19 protein-coding genes and 1 riboswitch are annotated in these 17,143 nt (G+C 49.2%); of the genes, 6 read left to right on the top strand and 13 right to left on the bottom strand.

The window, feature by feature from the left end:
- Positions 1 to 290 precede the first annotated feature (290 nt).
- Positions 291 to 1,289 carry an NAD(P)/FAD-dependent oxidoreductase gene (locus KI362_RS16105; RefSeq protein ID WP_301628596.1) on the top strand — a complete coding sequence of 333 codons (999 nt, stop codon included), beginning with the start codon at positions 291 to 293 and terminating at the stop codon, positions 1,287 to 1,289.
- A 72-nt stretch (positions 1,290 to 1,361) separates the two neighbouring features.
- Positions 1,362 to 1,610 (top strand): hypothetical protein, encoded by a 249-nt coding sequence (locus KI362_RS16100; RefSeq protein ID WP_301628594.1) that lies wholly within the window; start codon positions 1,362 to 1,364, stop codon positions 1,608 to 1,610.
- A 35-nt stretch (positions 1,611 to 1,645) separates the two neighbouring features.
- Here the strand turns inward: KI362_RS16100 and sda are convergent, their stop codons facing one another.
- Positions 1,646 to 1,786 carry a sporulation histidine kinase inhibitor Sda gene (gene sda / locus KI362_RS16095; protein WP_301628592.1) on the bottom strand — a complete coding sequence of 47 codons (141 nt, stop codon included), beginning with the start codon at positions 1,784 to 1,786 and terminating at the stop codon, positions 1,646 to 1,648.
- A gap of 261 nt (positions 1,787 to 2,047) precedes the next feature.
- A complete protein-coding gene (locus tag KI362_RS16090) occupies positions 2,048 to 2,713 on the bottom strand; it encodes a YheC/YheD family protein (protein ID WP_301628590.1) in 666 nt (221 codons plus the stop codon).
- A gap of 159 nt (positions 2,714 to 2,872) precedes the next feature.
- Between KI362_RS16090 and KI362_RS16085 the strand changes: the two genes are divergently transcribed.
- Complete coding sequence (locus KI362_RS16085) at positions 2,873 to 3,091, top strand: hypothetical protein (RefSeq protein WP_044481898.1); 219 nt, start codon at positions 2,873 to 2,875, stop codon at positions 3,089 to 3,091.
- A gap of 34 nt (positions 3,092 to 3,125) precedes the next feature.
- The gene (locus tag KI362_RS16080; RefSeq protein WP_301628588.1) at positions 3,126 to 4,325 is read left to right on the top strand and encodes an AI-2E family transporter; all 1,200 of its coding nucleotides are present in this window, start codon (positions 3,126 to 3,128) and stop codon (positions 4,323 to 4,325) included.
- Between the two features lie 194 nt (positions 4,326 to 4,519).
- Here KI362_RS16080 and KI362_RS16075 read toward each other — a convergent pair whose 3' ends face one another.
- From KI362_RS16075 to KI362_RS16065, 3 genes are all read right to left on the bottom strand, one after another.
- Positions 4,520 to 4,936, bottom strand: a complete 417-nt coding sequence (locus KI362_RS16075; protein WP_301628586.1) for a type II toxin-antitoxin system HicB family antitoxin — start codon at positions 4,934 to 4,936, stop codon at positions 4,520 to 4,522.
- Between the two features lie 23 nt (positions 4,937 to 4,959).
- Positions 4,960 to 5,151, bottom strand: a complete 192-nt coding sequence (locus tag KI362_RS16070) for a type II toxin-antitoxin system HicA family toxin (protein WP_301628584.1) — start codon at positions 5,149 to 5,151, stop codon at positions 4,960 to 4,962.
- Between the two features lie 168 nt (positions 5,152 to 5,319).
- Positions 5,320 to 5,676 (bottom strand): HesB/IscA family protein, encoded by a 357-nt coding sequence (locus tag KI362_RS16065; protein WP_301628582.1) that lies wholly within the window; start codon positions 5,674 to 5,676, stop codon positions 5,320 to 5,322.
- A 162-nt stretch (positions 5,677 to 5,838) separates the two neighbouring features.
- Here KI362_RS16065 and mqnE point away from each other — a divergent pair, with 162 nt between their 5' ends.
- Positions 5,839 to 6,945 (top strand): aminofutalosine synthase MqnE, encoded by a 1,107-nt coding sequence (gene mqnE, locus KI362_RS16060; RefSeq protein WP_044481902.1) that lies wholly within the window; start codon positions 5,839 to 5,841, stop codon positions 6,943 to 6,945.
- A 76-nt stretch (positions 6,946 to 7,021) separates the two neighbouring features.
- Positions 7,022 to 7,267 (top strand): NifU family protein, encoded by a 246-nt coding sequence (locus tag KI362_RS16055; RefSeq protein ID WP_044481903.1) that lies wholly within the window; start codon positions 7,022 to 7,024, stop codon positions 7,265 to 7,267.
- Positions 7,268 to 7,340: 73 nt separating this feature from the next.
- Here KI362_RS16055 and KI362_RS16050 read toward each other — a convergent pair whose 3' ends face one another.
- From KI362_RS16050 to KI362_RS16015, 8 genes are all read right to left on the bottom strand, one after another.
- Entirely contained in the window at positions 7,341 to 8,123 is a 783-nt protein-coding gene (locus KI362_RS16050) for an SDR family oxidoreductase (RefSeq protein WP_301628580.1), read from the bottom strand.
- 136 nt (positions 8,124 to 8,259) lie between these two features.
- Positions 8,260 to 9,135, bottom strand: coding sequence for a MetQ/NlpA family ABC transporter substrate-binding protein (locus KI362_RS16045; protein ID WP_301628578.1), 876 nt, complete (start codon positions 9,133 to 9,135; stop codon positions 8,260 to 8,262).
- 95 nt (positions 9,136 to 9,230) lie between these two features.
- A complete protein-coding gene (locus tag KI362_RS16040) occupies positions 9,231 to 9,899 on the bottom strand; it encodes a methionine ABC transporter permease (RefSeq protein ID WP_301628576.1) in 669 nt (222 codons plus the stop codon).
- Complete coding sequence (locus KI362_RS16035) at positions 9,899 to 10,924, bottom strand: methionine ABC transporter ATP-binding protein (RefSeq protein ID WP_044481907.1); 1,026 nt, start codon at positions 10,922 to 10,924, stop codon at positions 9,899 to 9,901. Before KI362_RS16035 ends, KI362_RS16040 begins: the two co-directional genes overlap by 1 nt.
- 114 nt (positions 10,925 to 11,038) lie before the next feature.
- Positions 11,039 to 11,184: riboswitch (SAM riboswitch) on the bottom strand.
- 93 nt (positions 11,185 to 11,277) lie between these two features.
- Positions 11,278 to 11,994: a Cthe_2314 family HEPN domain-containing protein gene (locus KI362_RS16030; protein ID WP_044481908.1), complete on the bottom strand. Its 717-nt coding sequence runs from the start codon at positions 11,992 to 11,994 to the stop codon at positions 11,278 to 11,280.
- Between the two features lie 101 nt (positions 11,995 to 12,095).
- Positions 12,096 to 13,094 (bottom strand): COX15/CtaA family protein, encoded by a 999-nt coding sequence (locus KI362_RS16025; protein ID WP_301628838.1) that lies wholly within the window; start codon positions 13,092 to 13,094, stop codon positions 12,096 to 12,098.
- Positions 13,095 to 15,027: 1,933 nt separating this feature from the next.
- Positions 15,028 to 15,390, bottom strand: a complete 363-nt coding sequence (locus KI362_RS16020; RefSeq protein ID WP_216481285.1) for a thioredoxin family protein — start codon at positions 15,388 to 15,390, stop codon at positions 15,028 to 15,030.
- A 96-nt stretch (positions 15,391 to 15,486) separates the two neighbouring features.
- Entirely contained in the window at positions 15,487 to 17,139 is a 1,653-nt protein-coding gene (locus KI362_RS16015; RefSeq protein ID WP_301628571.1) for a putative polysaccharide biosynthesis protein, read from the bottom strand.
- Positions 17,140 to 17,143 lie beyond the last annotated feature (4 nt).

Here is a 17,143-nt window from a genome sequence, read left to right as displayed (position 1 = left end):
GCGACATTGATCACAGTCATTGTAAGGCTTCGAGCAACCTTTTTCAAAACCAGGTGCCAAAGTTTTAATAAATGTACTCATTTCGTCACATATAAATGTGCATACATTTGAATGATATCGACTTTTCTACAAAAGATCAAGTCTTATTTTACGCGTATTCCCGCGTTTTTTCACGGGTATGCTAAGAACAAATGTGCAAATGAGCTCATACTTGCAATCAAGGTTGTGACAGATATAATAAAGTAGAAATGACATTATAAGCTTTCTTGAAAATTTCTGGAGGTGTTTGCATGAGTTCCCAAGCAAGCGGCGAGTTTTCCGACCTGCTTATTATCGGCGGCGGGCCGGCGGGCATGTTCGCTGCATTCTATGGCGGAATGCGTAAAGCATCTGTCAAACTGATCGAAAGTATGCCTCAGCTGGGAGGGCAAGTCGCAGCTCTCTATCCTGAGAAATATATTTACGATATTGCCGGTTTCCCCAAGATCACCGGCCAAGAACTGATCAACAACTTGAACGAGCAGATCAAGCTGTTCAACCCGGATATACGTCTTGAAGAAAAGGTGCTTCAGATTGAGAAGAAAGAAGAGCGTCACTTCGTGGTCACGACGGACAAGGATGTCCATCATGCCCGTGCCCTGATCATTACGGCCGGAGTCGGAGCCTTCGAACCGCGTCGTCTTGAAGTCGAAGGGGCCGCACAATACGAAAAGAGCAATCTTCATTATTTTGTCAGCGATTTAAGCAAGTTTCAAGGACGCCGTGTGCTGATCAGCGGCGGCGGCGATTCCGCAGTCGATTGGGCGTTAATGCTTGAGCCGATTGCTGAACAGGTCACCTTGGTGCATCGCCGCGATAAATTCCGCGCCCATGAGCATAGCGTGGAGAAGCTGCTTGCATCCAGCGTTCAGGTCATCACACCAACCGAGATTGCCGTACTTCACGGGGAGGACCGGATTGAGCGCGTTACGCTGGCTCACTGCAAGACCGGAGAAACCCAGGAGCTTGAGGTGGATGATGTTATCGTGACCTTTGGATTCGTATCCTCGTTGGGCCCGATTGCCGAATGGGGACTGAACATTGAGTCCAATGCCATCGTTGTCGATTCGCGCATGGAGAGCTCCATTCCGGGCATCTTCGCAGCTGGGGATATTACTACCTATCCCGGCAAGCTTGACCTGATTGCTGTCGGCTTCGGTGAAGCTCCTACAGCTGTGAATAACGCAAAGGTATATATTGATCCCGAAGCCAAGCTGTCACCTGGACATAGCAGTAATATGAAGATCTGATTACATGAGTAGACACAAAAAGGGGTATCTTAACTTTACGCAGGAAAACATGCTGTAAAGGAGAGATACCTCTTGTCTTATATCTGCCCGTTATGCAACGGACTTGCCTCATTCACGGCCACATGTCCGGATTGCGGACATGTGCTGGAGGATGCGGGAATAAAAAGCGATTATATCGGCCCCTACAGTCCATATGGATCTGCAGATCAATACACCGCAGTCTATTCGCTCCAAATCAGCCCGGGCTGCGAACATGTCGTGGTCTGTCCGCACTGCCATGAAGGTTATATCTATCATGTAAACGCTTGGAAAGCGCCTTAATCATTAGCTTGTCCATCAAATAACGATCTGTATCCTTAGTGCAACACGGTAGGATCGCTAATCAGATTACGTCTATGGATCTCTGCCAACAGCAGTGCTATGAATTCCCGTTCCAAATCAAGCAGGGTTGCCATTTGGTAGGACTCGAGCAGCATCTCATCTGTTAACATCGCCATCACTAACACTTCCTTTCTATATTTTTCCTAATCATATCAAGAATCCCTTTCCAGAACAAGCGTTCTGTTATCCACATAAGTCTGTGGAAATCCTGTGAATAAGCTGTGAGTAAACCTCTGCAGTTATTGTAAAATAAGCTGGGATAATGTGGATAAAAGTTATTCACAGGATTTGACCACAGGAAAATCCACAAAAAATTTTTTTCAAAGATTCATATTTTCTATATAACCTGTCAAAAAAAGGTTCAAACGCCGGGATACTTACTGGGGACGCGTATTCACTTCAAAAATCCAAATCTTGCCCCCCGTATCCACACCATAGTCAAAACCCAACTGCTCAATTCCCGGAAAAGCGTTCTCCATAATGGAGATGCATGTATTGGTCAAGTTCCGCATCTCCCTTCTTTTTTTCGTGCTCACTTTTTTATTGCGGAAAGACAAAGCAAGGCCCTCCCGCGCTGTCATCATCGTCCCTCCCTTGCACAGGTTCGTGACGAACAAGCCGGGTCTGGCGAGTCTTCCTACCATGGATCTATATCCCCATTTGCCGTTTTCCTTTACGACCTTGACCCTGTAATCAATGGGACGACCCCCGATCCGAGCCAGGACTATGCCTTGCTGGATCATATACTTCCTCTTCGTCCGCGCCTTTTCGAGCGCTGTGAACATGGCTTCAAAGCTGCCAAACACCCTTGTCTTGGACATGTACGTGAAAGCATAGCGCCCATTTTTCCAGACGACTCGGATTACGCCATAGCCTCCCCCGCCCCGGAGTGGCTTGATCACGACCATGCCATGCTGATGCACCATGCTTTTCAGTGTATCGGCACTGTAAATTTGGGTATGTGGTATGTGGGGGGCCACGTCAGCGTTGCTGAGGAGCGCTTCCGTTTTGAGCCATTTGTCAGCCAGTTGTCTTCCTGCCATGACACCATCCCCTTTCCGTTATAAGTTATTCATACTCATTCTCCCATGCGGTTTCTTGGATGATTGTCCACGGCTCACGCCTTTTTTGACTGTAACCGAAGTTGCATACTGGACGTATAAACATATATTATTGTCCTAACAAACCTTGGAGAGAGGGGGATGGCCTTGGAAAAGGAAGGGGCAATTATCGAAGTATTGTACTGGTTCGGAATGGTCGCCATGTCATTGATGCTTGCAGCCATTACGGTGCTGCTGTTCATCACGGGGATCAAGTTCACCAGGAGCAATCGTAAGGGACTCGGAGTCGGCAGTATTATTTTTTCGCTGGTGGCAGCCGTAATGGTGATTCTGATGATAAACCGACAATTTTTAACCTAAATAGATTGATCATTGGATACAGGGGGCAATTTTTATGGAGAGTACATCTACCTGGGGCGGGCGATTCAAGAAGTTTTTTCTAAACAACCGATTCGTTCTCTTCCTGCTGATTCTACTGCTCATCGGCCTGAACATTATGGTACTGGGCAAAATCTCATACATATTCACACCGATCGCCGTGCTGCTCAAGACCGTGATGCTGCCGATCTTGCTCACTGGCGCTATCTTTTATCTGCTGAATCCTCTGGTGGATTGGCTCGAACAGAAGGGGATCGGACGAGTCTATACAATCGCGGCCTTGTATCTTCTGATTGCGGGATTGATTACGATCGTCGTTATCTCGATCGTTCCCGTCGTTCGGGATCAGATTACGGATCTGATCTCCAATTTTCCGCGTTACAGCTATCAGGTGCAATTGGAGTTTGAAGCCCTGATCGGAAGCGACTTCTTTCATCAGATGCAGGAATCGACAGGCTTTAGCCCGACCAAGATTGCCGAATCGATCTCCAGTCAGGCCACTACATTAATAGACGGTGCCTGGTCCGGTATTGGCGGATTCCTTGGCGCCTTGAAGGATATTGTACTGGCCGTGATCACCGTGCCGTTCATCCTGTTCTACCTGCTGAAGGACGGCAAGAAGCTCCCTTCGTTCATCCTCCGCTTCGTACCTGTACGCCTTAGAGGACAGACCAAGCATGTCATGACGGAAATGAACGGCCAGATCAGCTCGTATATTCGCGGACAGATCATTGTCAGCTTCTGTATCGGCGTACTGCTCTACATCGGCTTTCTGATTATCGGGCTTGATTACTCGCTCGTACTGGCCATCATTGCCTCCTTTACGAGCATTGTGCCTTATCTCGGACCGGCGATTGCCATTACGCCTGCCCTGATCATCGCGATTGTAACTTCGCCATTCATGCTGCTGAAGCTGATCATCGTTTGGACGGTCGTGCAGCTCGTGGAGGGCAAGTTCATTTCTCCGCAAATCATGGGTAAAACCCTCCGGATCCACCCGATTACCATCATTTTTGTCATCCTGACCGCCGGTAATCTGTTCGGGATTGTAGGGATCATCCTCGCTGTGCCTGGTTATGCCGTGTTAAAGGTCATTGCCGGTCATTTGTTCAAATGGTTCGAGCTGCGTTCTCATTTGTATGAGAGCGGGGAGGAACCATCGGAAGGAGATTCCAGCGAGGTTGAGGTTACTGTGACTGTGAAGGAAGAAGAATAGCTGCAACATCTCGTCTAACCACTTGTTTCATTTATCAATTGAAACAAGTGGTTATTTACTTGAAATCGAACCTCAAGAAAAAAGCTTTACCCGAGTAATCTTTAGATTGCTCGGGTAAAGGCTGCTTTTAAGCATTCGTTTTCAAGAAGGAAGACCATACTATTATTAATTCCGCTTTTCATTTGGAACTGCAGTCAACGCGTTTTTTTGCGCATGTTTACGCCAAGATACTCTTTCAACGCATCCTGCAGAATGTGCGAATAATTAACCTTGTTCTCAGCCGCGATGTCGTCAAGCCATTTTGGTATGGTTAACGTCTTTTTTACGGCGCGCTCGGCCATATTGTCGCGAACTGGCGGCATCCATACGTCAATTAAGACAGGTACTTTCTTTGGCATTTGCGGTAATTCCGAAACAGGAGTGGGTTGCGGAATTACATCGCCATCTTGTTCCATTCCATAAAGGTGTAGCGCAAGGCAATCCTTCGCCATATACAAAGCTTCTTCATCAGTGTCGCCGCAAGTAATTGCACCAGGTAAGTCTGGAAATTCTATAGAAATACCATCGTCTGCATAATCAAAAACTGCGGGATATACATATCGGTCTTTCATATTTATGACCTCCTTTGGAGGAACTATTTTAGCCCTGCCTGTTTGAGTATACTTAAAATTGTTTTTTGCGGTAAATCTTTGTTTGGGTGAGGGATTGTCACCTTACCAGGCTTGGTGGGATGTTTAAACTGATAATGATCGCCTGATGCTCTTACAAAGTACCATCCGGCAGCTTCGATTAGTTTTACTAATTCCCTCGAAGAATAACCCCTCATGTCCCCACCATCCTTCCCCTTCATCATAACACGTATATTAGCACGTATCAATGGATATTGACATAGAAAACGACCTCTAAAACGTATTTATTTACGCATTAGAAGTCGTAATCAATAGCTCATAAATGTGCCTTAAAAGTTGTTAACGTACGCTACAGGATAATGCTTTTAATCACAAACTTCCGGACGGCCTTCCTCATTCCGCATTTTAAATGACTGGCCGCAACCGCAGGAAGCGATGGCATTCGGATTATTGATGGTGAAGCCGCCGGACATGCCATGCTCTTCAAAGTCGATTTCAAGACCATTCAAATACCGCATGCTCTCCTTGGCAATCACAACCTTGATACCCTGCACGTCAAGATAGACGTCTTCCTCGCTTTCCTCGTTATCCAGGCCCATGCTATATGAAAAGCCGCTGCATCCTCCCGGATTGACTCCCAGCCTCAGGAACATATCAGGCGTCTCCTCCTCGGCGATCATATCCTTGATTCGCCCCGCAGCGCTGTCAGAAATAACAATCATCGTTACCCCTCCTTTATACTCAAAGTATACTCCACATGTCGTCCGCTCTCAAGCGGGTGTGATTTTTATTGCAGCAAATTCCATATATCTCCTTTACACTTGTTGTCCCTTTTTCCACAGAGGTTTATAATGAAATAGGTTATGAGAAATGGAGGTTTTATCATGATTACTACGGTAACACCGGGTATCGACCATAAAATGGCCGAGATTATAGAAAAGGTAAGACGTGGAGAGCGCTTAACATTAGAAGACGGCGTTTATTTGTATGAAAGCGATGATTTGTTAACTATCGGTCAGTTGGCCAATGAGGTCAATTTGCGCAAGAATGGCAAGAAGGTCTATTTTATTGAAAATATGAGCCTGTATTTCACCAATGTCTGTGAATCGCATTGCGCCTTCTGCAGCTTCCGCAAGGACCAGGGCGAGGACGGCTCCTATACCTTGTCCGGCGAAGAGATGGTCTCGTATGTGAAACAGCACATCACACCGGGCGTGCGCGAATTCCATATTGTCGGCGGGCATAATCAGCATGTTCCCTTCCAATACTATGTGGATTCCTTGAAGGCTCTGAATGAGAACTTCCCGGAGGTCACTTTGAAGGCTTACACAGCGGCAGAGATTGAATTCTTCACCCGCTTGAGCGGGCTTAGCACAAAGGAAGTACTATTGGAGCTGCAAAAAGCCGGGCTAAAATCCCTGACCGGGGGCGGTGCGGAAATCCTATCCGACCAGTATCGCCAAAAAATGAAGGTCGAAAAGGCCAACGTCGACCAATATCTGGATGTGCACCGTACCGCTCATCAGCTTGGCATGAAGACCCATACCACCATGCTGTACGGCTCCATCGAATCGCATGAGGACCGGATTCGTCATATGCTGCAAATCCGCGAGCTGCAGGATGAGACCGGCGGATTTATGGTGTTCATCCCGCTATCGATGCAGCCTCGCAACAAAAATGCCGGCATTATGCGGCGCAACTCGGCTTACGAGGATCTCAAGACGATTGCGATCAGCCGATTGATGCTTGATAATATCCAGCATATCAAAGCCTATTTTATCAACATTGGTGTTCAACTGACTCAAGTGGCCCTGACATTCGGTGCTTCCGACGTCCACGGCACGATCGTGCGTGAGCAGATCAGCCATGCGGCAGGAGCTTTAACCCCTGACGGCTTGACGCGCAAGGAGTTGATCTGGCTGGTTAAGGGCGCAGGCCGGATTCCGGTTGAACGGGACACCTTCTATAATGAAGTCGAGGTTTACGAGTAAATCCTGCCTGCCGGGGATAAGGATTTAAATTTAAAGTGTTTTGTACTATAATGAATTGAGAAAGGAGTTGAGAATGATGAGTGAACATGTACAGGATAAATTGTATGATGAGGTACTTGAGGTACTGGATAAGCTTCGTCCGTTCCTGCAACGTGACGGCGGTGACGTTGAATTGGTTGACGTTGAGGACGGCATTGTTAAGCTGAGACTGATGGGTGCTTGCGGCAGCTGCCCAAGTTCCACCATTACCCTGAAGGCAGGGATTGAACGTGCTCTCTTTGAAGAAGTGGACGGCGTTCAAGAGGTCGTACAAGTATTTTAATATACGAGAAGAGGCTGGCCATTCGGTCAGCCTCTTCCTCTATCTTCAATGCTTATCCGGGATCAAAGAAAGATCACATGTCCTTGGTCCGCTTGCTCCACGGGCGAATCGGATCCAACCCGCCGGAGATGTCCATAATATTGCCTGTTATAAAGTCCGAATCCACGTCGCACAGGAAGGCAATGACTCTCGCTATATCCTCGCCGCTTCCAGTTCGTCCAAGCGGTGTATCGCCATCTGAAATTTCACGGGCTTCCGAGATCAGAATCTCCTTGTTCCTTCCCCGGATATCGCCCGGACAGACCATGTTAACTGTAATGCCATTGGAGGCTTCCTCTACTGCCAATGTCTTGGTGAACGAGACCAGGCCCGTCTTCGCTGCGGCATAGACCGCACGGTACGGCCAAGCTCGCGATTCAGCCGCATGACCAAAGCCAAAGTGAATAATTCTTCCCCAGCCTTTGCTGCGCATGCCCGGCAGAATCAGATGATCAAGCAGTATGGTGCCTACCAGGTTCCCGTCAATCATTGCCAAAATATCCGCATCCGTATAATCCGCGAACATCTTCCGCTCCCGAATGAACGGCCCTGCATTGTTGACAAGAATATCTACCGTTCCCAGCTGCCTCTGAACTTCGTCCGCCAAGCCCGCTATATCCTCACGTTTGGAGATATCGGCTTGCACGGTGATGCATTTTACACCTTTCGCTTCGATGGAGGAGCGGAGGAGCAATGCATCAGATTCACTATGTACATAATTCAGCGCAACATGGCAGCCTTGCTCCGCCAGCGTCAATGCGGTTCTTTTTCCCAGTCCCTTGGCACTTCCGGTGATGAGTGCAACCTTCCCCTGCATGTCCTTCCTCCCTTGCTTTGAGATCGCCAAGCACTGTATTAAGTATAAAAGATTTACGGCATCGGGACAAACCAAGCATCAAAAAAAATCCCGCTGCCCAATTTCGGACAACGGGATTGCAGCATATGGGACCGGCTTAGAATACCGGAACCAGCGCACCTTTGTAAGTATCGTTAATGAAGGTTCTGACCTCTTCGCTTGTGAGCGCTTTGGCCAGCTTCTGGATCGCCTCGGAGTCCTTGTTGTCCGGACGGGATACCAGCAGGTTGGTGTACGGTGAATCCTTATCTTCAATGAACAGCGCATCTGTCGTCGGATTCAATCCGGCTTCAAGCGCATAGTTCGTGTTGATCAAGGCCAGTTCCACTTCTTCAAGCTGACGCGGAAGAATAGCTGCCTCCACTTCAATGAACGTGAGGTTCTTCGGATTTTCAGTAATATCCTTCTTGGTTGCTGTGATACCTGCTGCTTCGTCGAGCTTGATCAAGCCTTGCTTCTCAAGCAACAACAGAGCGCGGCCGCCATTGGTAGCATCATTCGGAATCGCTACTCTTGCGCCATCCTTCAGCTCATCAATCGATGTCAGCGTCTTGGAATAAGCACCAAACGGCTCAACGTGCACGCCGACTACAGGAACCAGATCAAAGCCGTTTTGGGCGTTTTGATCATCCAGGTAAGGCTGATGCTGGAAGTAGTTCGCATCAAGCTGCTGCTCATATACTTGAACGTTAGGCTGTACATAATCTGAGAATTCACGGACTTCCAGCTCCACGCCTTCTTCTTTCAGAGCAGGGGCAATAAATTTAAGAATGTCTGCATGAGGTACTGTTGCTCCAACAACCAGCTTTACAGGCTCTGCAGTATCAGTTGCCGGTTCAGTTGTATTGGTCGACGTATTTTCGCCAGCCGATGTGTTGTTGCCAGCCGCCGAATTGTTGGTGCTGTTGTTACCGCAAGCAGCCAGAACAAGCACCAGTGCAAGCGTCAAGATTGAAAATGTCCATTTCTTCATAATAGGTAACCCTCCCAGTGTTTTTTGAATAAGGATTTTAATGAGGTTGTTCAAAAAGTCATCTTTTGAACTCACTCTATATATGTTTTGATTCCTTATTTCCGAGTGAAATGAATGACCAGCCGGTCGCCCAGCATTTGCAGCACCTGCACCAGAACGACCATAAAAAATACGGAGATAATCATAACTTCCGTCTCGTACCGGTAATAACCATACCGAATCGCTAGATCGCCAAGACCGCCGCCGCCAATCATGCCCGACATGGCCGTATAGGATACGAGTGTGACCGCCGTAATCGTCATGCCTGCGATTAACCCTGGCAGAGACTCCGGCAGCAGCACCTTGCGGACGACCTGGGCCGTTGACGCCCCCATCGCATAGGATGCCTCGATGACTCCGCGATCCACCTCCCGCAGCGCTGTCTCAACCAGACGGGCAAAGAACGGAGCTGCACCGATTACGAGCGGCGGTATCGTGCCTTCCACCCCGGAGGATACGCCCATAATCATCCGGGTAAACGGGATCAAGGCTATGATCAGAATGATAAACGGTACGGATCGCACAATATTTACAATGAAGGACAGAACCCGGTAGATCCAGATGAGTACAGGTGCATTAGACTTTGAAAAAATATAGAGCAAAATCCCCAACGGCAGCCCGATCAGGAAAGTGAACAAGGTGGAAAAGCCCATCATTTGAAGGGTATCTCCGGAGGCAGTCGCCATTTCCGACCAATCAATCTTTGAAAAATCCAGCTGATCCATTATCCGATCACCTCCACATCAAGCTCCCGTTCCTTAAGAAGCGCAAGAGTCTGTTCCACTTGCCCGCTGTCCCCTTCGAAGGAAACGGTCAGTTTGCCGTAGGGGACATCCTTGATCGTGGAGATCGTACCTTGAAGGATTGCAAAATGAACGCCGGTCTCTCTGACCACTTGTGACAGTACCGATTCATAGGTTTTCGCGCCAAGGAATGTAATCCGCACCAGCTTGGCCCAGGTCGGCCGGGGAACGGAAGCGGCTAAGCGAAGCCCTTCTTCCCCTTCCGCTCCGGAAGCATCGCGGTTGATGAACTCGCGGGTGACCGTGTGCTGCGGCTTAAGGAACACTTCCGTAACCGGTCCTTCCTCTACAATGCCGCCTTCATGAATCACTGCAACCCGATCACAGATGCTCTGAATAACATGCATCTCATGGGTGATCAGCAGGATGGTCAGCCCAAAACGTTTGTTAATGTCGAGCAGCAGCTTCAAGATGGAATCCGTCGTCTGCGGATCGAGCGCCGAAGTCGCTTCATCACAGAGCAGCACATCAGGATCGCTAGCCAACGCACGGGCAATGCCCACCCGTTGCTTCTGACCGCCCGATAACTGGGCCGGATATTTGCTGCGGTGATCCTCCAGGCCGACAAGCGAGAGAAGCTCATCCACCTTCTTGCGGATCTGATTCTTCGGTGTTCCGATCAGGGTGAGCGGAAAAGCCACATTATCATATACCGTTGCCGAGGATAACAGATTAAAGTGCTGGAAGATCATCCCGATTTTCCGGCGCTGCTGCTGCAGTTCCCTTTTACCCAGGCCGGTAAGCTCGATGCCTCCAACCCAGACCTCGCCTTCGCTCGGCCGCTCCAGCAGATTGATGCAGCGGATCAAGGTACTCTTCCCTGCCCCCGAATGTCCGATAACTCCGAATATTTCACCCTTCTCTACCTTCAGGTTCAATCCGGATAGTGCGGTTGTCCGCTTCTTTTTATTACCGTAAATCTTCGTTATTTGCTTAAGTTCAATCAAACCGCGCACCTCCAGGGATCCCGCTATCTCATAGCATGTCCCAATCCTACAGGATAAAAATAAAAAAGAGAGCTCCACAGATTCAGAGGGCTCTCTTTACGTAAAGACAATGCCTTCTCATCTGCCAAAACCTGCATTAAGGTTTTGAAGGATTTAGCACCATGGCATTTGCGGCTGTACAGCGGGAGAACCCGTCTATTCAGACTCAAATCGGTTGCTGGGCTTCATCGGGCCTTTCCCTCCGCCACTCTCGATAAGAAATATGAAGTTAACTGATCAATTTACTATGAATTAGACTTGAAACTTAATTTTGAGTATAGGGTCTTTTCCATCGTATGTCAAAGGAAAAATTTTTATTTTCGGGAAAGCTTCTTCCAGCGCTGATTTGTGTATGTAAACACCGCCCTTAAGGTTTCTGTCACCATGTGAAGTCCCTGCTCCAAATCCCGCAAATATTCGTCCAGATCCTCCAGCTTGATCTTGCCTTGAAGCGCTTGATTCCGCTGCCACAAATCATCCTTCAGTTCAGAATTCATATAATGAATTTCCATATTCCGCCGCCCCCGCAATACCCGAAGCGCATCCTTGTACTGGTCCTTAATCTTCTCCAGCTCTCTGGCCAAATCCAAATGAGTCTTCTTATAATTAAATTGACGCAGCACGGTAAAATAAGAAAAGTGCTCCTTCACCTTGGAGGTCTCCAGGTCAAACAATTCATTTAATACGGTCCCAAGCTTGTCCAAGGTCGCAAAGACCCGGATAAAGCCATCCTTGTAGAAAAATACATGTCGGGCATAATCACCGCGCTCTGCGGGATCCATATCATCCACGGAAGCATTCGTGACTTTTCCCCTGAAAAAGGCCGATGCAAACAGGCACTGCTCCAGCTCATCCAGCGAGGTAATCAGACCGAGCACCCAGATTTCCAGCTTACGAAAATCGTGAGTCGGATCTTTGGAAATCTCCATCTCTTTCCGCAGAAGCCTGGCGGTGCCTGCCATTGCATCGATCGTCTCTCCAAGCAAGCCTTCATTCTTTCTGGGCGGCTCGCCCAGTAAAGTTCGCAGCATATAGGTTCCTCCGGTATCATCAAAATTGACTCGATCCATTCATTCAGGAAAGGTACCTTTATCACTGCCCGAAAAGGCCTTTCCTCATTCTGATTCTGTAGTTAAGCTTCCCGACGGGAATTGGCAGCTTCGGACTCTACGGAAGAAATGGAAGTGTCCTCCAGCTTCTTACCGCTTCCCGACCGGCTCAACTGCCAGGTTCTTACACTCAAATAACAGAGCACGCCGAACAGTCCTGCAATCGCAAGCATGTGGGAAAGTGAGGCAAACAGATACACCTCCAGGTTATCCAACGTAAGCACGATGAAGGCGCCGGTCAGCACCTGAATTGCGGTCAACGCTGTCGCCGCCACACCCAGGAGTCGGATCTCCCGGTTCCCGGGATGGCGCCAAAAGGCCCAATGCCCTAACAGGGCCATCAGTATAAAAAGCAGCGCCGCAGCTACTCGATGGAAAAAGGCAATCCCAACTCCGCCGGAGAGCTCGGGTATGAACTCGCCATTACAGAGCGGCCATCCGCTGCAGCCTCCGGCAGAATCAGTGTGGCTGACATAAGCCCCGATATATACAACGATATAAGTGTATACGGTTGCAAACCAGGTCAAATTGCGGAAGCCTTTGGTCACCGTGTAAGCTCCCTTTGACGGAGCCTCCTGCTGTTGCCTTTCTTCCTGACGGATGCCTAGGGCAAGCATCACCGAGCTGGCGAAGGCAATTAAGGAGAAGCCGAAATGCAGGGCCATCACCGCTGAGGAAGACGGGCTTTTGACAGCCATAGCGCCCATAAATGCTTGAACCATAACGAAGATCAGAGCAAGCCCTGCGTAACCGACCAGGTCGCGGCGCATCTTCCGGTAGACGCGGAAGGCAATGTAAGCCCCAAGCGCCAGCAGCCCGGCAGCTCCGCTGACCGCCCGATGGGAGTACTCAATGATGGAAGCGACAGTGTGCGCGGGAACGAACTTCCCGTTGCAGAGCGGAAAGTCTGTTCCGCAGCCAAGTCCGGACTCCGTCTTCGTAACGACAGTGCCTCCAAGCGTAGCAAGAAACATAATCAAAACGGAAGCATAACTGAGCCATTTTAGCTGCTTCGTATTCAATAAAATCACCCATTTCATCCGGAAAGGAGTATGTATTCGGTCTGGAAAATAGGACACAATTACAACCATTATAACCGATCAGCTATTCATCTTCATAGGTTTCTGCAACAAAATGTTCACAAATAGTAAAAGGCCGGATTAATGATTGTGCGTTCTGGGGGTACGTGTAGAGGATGCTTGCGATGCTGTTGCGTTACATCCTGCGAGAGCACAGCTACAGCCAATATAAAACCAACCAATGATTTTGCCGCGTGCCGGAGGGCAACGTGTGAAGTATGCTTACGATCGCTGTTGTTCACGGATTCCTTTGATTGAGTAAAATCTGAAATGGTAGGGAATCCACTCGCAAAGGCGAACACTCCGTTTCTTCAGCACACTTCACACTTATGCCCTTTCTACGCAGGCTCGTTAGTTCGGCATTATAGTGCTGAAATGCACTATAGTAGCTCACACACGGCCCTTCATGCGGTAGCCAAAGCACTCCGATTCATTATAGGCTCGTCATCCGGCTATACTGTGCCGGATGGAGCTGATGCACTGCAGACTTCACTGAAGCGTGACCAGAATGAGGCTGATTAGGTAGGACGAGTGAAGTTCGAAGCAAGACTGGAATGGCCAGTCTGATTATCCTGTTTGTGCGAATAGGCAACAAGCGTATTGCAATGCAGCTTAGGCATATTCATGTGCAAGCTGCATTGCAGTTGAAGCCAATAAGCGCGATAGTTAGGGCAAGAGTGTGAAATGAATCTGAAAAAGCGAAGCGGTCGCCTTTGTGAGCGGATTTCCCCCTTGTCAGAACTTAGTCCAATCATGGAAATCCGCGAACAACAGCGATTGTAGGATCATTTCACACGGCTGCCCTTTCTACGTGCCTAGCTGCGGTTCAACCTGCTAACTGCTATTGCACAGTAAACAGTAACTGCGCATCATTGTATCTTCAGTGGGGACCGGTGCATGGACAACTACCCGCACAAGGACTATCCCCCAGCAGATTCTGCAAAATAGCAACAAAGTACGTATACGCACCTCACATCAGCATCATGCAGATCTCAACCTGCTCAAAGCTCCAACGTACGGTGCTTCACAGCATGACGTCGGTTGGCAGACCCTATGCATATACGGATCACACGCATCCAGTGAAAAAAGTTACCTTAAATTCAGTGGAAATAATAGAAATGCGGATATAGTGAAATTTTTGTACTTAAAGTGGACTAAAACACGGGTTTGGCTAGTTACTGGCGATCTAAGGTAAGTTTTTTCACTACATGTGGATTCGAGCGCCGAATGAAGAATTTAAGGGAAGTAATTTCACTGGAGCATGACCGGAATGTGGCTAGGCAAGTGAGGAAAGTTAATTTCGGTGCAAAACTGGGATATCTGTGGGACAAGCGAAGCTTTCACTTTAAAACCGGAGCATCGTGAGTCGGAGGCGCAACTTAAGGCACGGCAGGTCATTGACGTCGTGCATAAGCATTCGCGCAGCTTCCATTCGTGATTAATCCCAAGGCTGGACGTATCCTGCTTGTATGCCGCAGGGAGGCAAGTTAATAGCAGTGCAGCTATTGCTATGCAGCATAAGCATAGCTATGTGCAAACTGCATTGCAGTTGAACTGCAATCGCGAAGTAATCAGGGCATAAGTGTGAAGGTAAAAGCTTTCTGTAAGAAAGCTACTTCGGAAGCATAGAGCGTTAGCGTTCGCCTTTGTGAGCGGATTTCTTCATTATGAGAATTTAGTCCAATCATGGAAATCCGCGAACAACAGCGATCGTAGCAACCTTCATACGGTGCCCCTCTGACGCGCCTTCTTATGTTTTGCACACTTTCCTGCAAAAGTGGCAGCACAAAAAAGGCTGGGCGAAAACCTTCAGTTTTCCCTCCCAGCCTTATTTTGTATGCTATTGGACAGTCGCTTCGCGCATCGTGTCAGCTGCCTATTCTTTGCGCTCCGCCGTATCATGCAAGGTATGATACACATCCAGCGCTTTGCCTACAAAATCTTCAATCTCCTCGCGGGATTTGCGAAGCTTGTTCACAAAGCGAACCAGCTCCCGGCCGTCCGCATAGGCGACAAAGCTCGGGATTCCCATAATGCCTTGCTCCTGGCTGACATCGCCAACCTTGTCGACATCGACCTCAATAAAGGTGAGGCGGTCCTTGTACTTCTCCTCCACCTCTGGCATGAATGGATCGATATATTTGCAATCTCCGCACCAGTCTGCCTTAAACACCGCAATGATCAGATTGCTTGATTGAATGCTAACCTGGAATTCTGCTGCATTTTGTACCTGCTTCATCCCTATCCACCCTTTCACTTATGAGGATTACGATCTTCTAATTTCTAGTCAACCAAAGTCAAACCCGGAAGTCAAATCGGCAGCCCGCTCCCCGACTTATTCAGAAGCCTTGGAGCGCGGTCTGCCCTGAAGCCGCATAAGCGGCCCAAATACCTTGCGAAGCGGTGCAGGATAGCTCGACAGCTCATCCCGTTTGACGACGCGCAGTGCAATCAGCAGCACAAAATAGAATACAACCACGACAAGGCCGACGATGCCGCAAGTGATCAGGAACGCAAGACGGTCGGGCAGCAGCGGAAGCAGCATATTGTTCGAAGCCGTGTTCAAGGCATACCCCCCCGCGCCAAGCGCGGCGCAGGACGCCAGGAATCCTACCCAGCGGCTGCCAAGAATCGAGAATGGGACAATACGCTTCATCGTCAGTACATTCAGCACTGTGATGACAAGGAAGCCAAGCCCGGTCGCCGTGATAATCCCGTATATCCCCCAGACAGGAGCCAGGATATAGTTGGCCGCTAGCTTGACGCCGATCCCGATCGCTACGTGAACCATCGAGCGGTTCGCCTTGCTAATCCCGAGCAGGATCGAATTACTCGTCATCATTGTAATCTGGAAGATGGTCATGACGGTCAGCAGCCCGACTATGGCACTGCCCTCTCTTGTACTAAAGAGCAATCCGTTCACGGAATAAGCCGCTGCTCCGAGTGCAAGAATAATAGGTGCTCCCGTCAGGATAGAGACTCTCATTGCCAGCGTCACCTGACGCGTCAAATGCTCCGAGTCCCCTTTGGCATAAGCGGCCGAGATGATCGGTACCAGAGATTGGCTAAGTGCAATCGCCAGGATAGGCGGAATACCTGCGATCATTTGAGCCCGATTGGTCAAAATCCCCAGGATATTCTCTGCTTCTAACGAGCCAACTTGTCCGCTAAGCAGCGGCTTTACGAGTGAACCATCAATAAAATTGACTGCGGGCACGGCCAGTGCCGTCAGCACAATCGGAATAGACAGTTTGAAAATATCGGAATAAATTTTACCGTATGATATCCGGGATTTCTCGGTTGGAGTCGATCCCGGCTTCCTGGCCGTGATCCGGTCTTTGCGTCTAACCCGAGTGCTGTAGGTGATCATCACGATCAGCGCTGCCACACCGCCAAGCACGGCGCCAAAGGTTGCCCCTGCGGCCACCTTTTCCTCGGAATAGCCCCAATAGTAGAACAGGAAGGCCAGGCCAATACCTGTGGCAACCCGGACAATCTGCTCAATGACCTGGGAGACCCCGCCGGCAATCATAATATTCCGTCCCTGCAGATAGCCGCGGATCATGGCGATCAACGGAAAGAGAAGCAAGGCTGGAGCCAGCGCCCGAATGGCTATCGCAGATTGCGGAACCTGCGCACGCGCTGCATAATAAGGAGCCAGAACATAGAGCAAGGCGAACATAATAACCCCGGCCACAACCGCAAAGATCAATGCAGCCTGATACACCCTGCGCGCCTCTTCCGGCCGGTTCAGCGCATGCCGCTCGGAGACCATCTTGCTTAATGTGCTGGGGATACCCGCCGTTGCGAGTGTCAGCAGCATAAAATAAGCGGCATTAGCCTGGCCATAAGCAGCATTCCCCGTCACCCCGAGAATATGCTCCAGAGGCACCCGCTGGAATAACCCCAGCACTCTTGCAATGAGCGCCGCTCCGGCAAGAATTAACGTACCTTGGATGAATGATTCCTTTTTTTCCTGATTGGACACGAAA

This window comes from Paenibacillus apis, assembly GCF_018333295.1.
In the GTDB taxonomy this organism is placed as follows: Bacteria; Bacillota; Bacilli; order Paenibacillales; family Paenibacillaceae; genus Fontibacillus; species Fontibacillus antibioticophila.
This window is presented reverse-complemented; position numbering and strand designations above follow the sequence as displayed.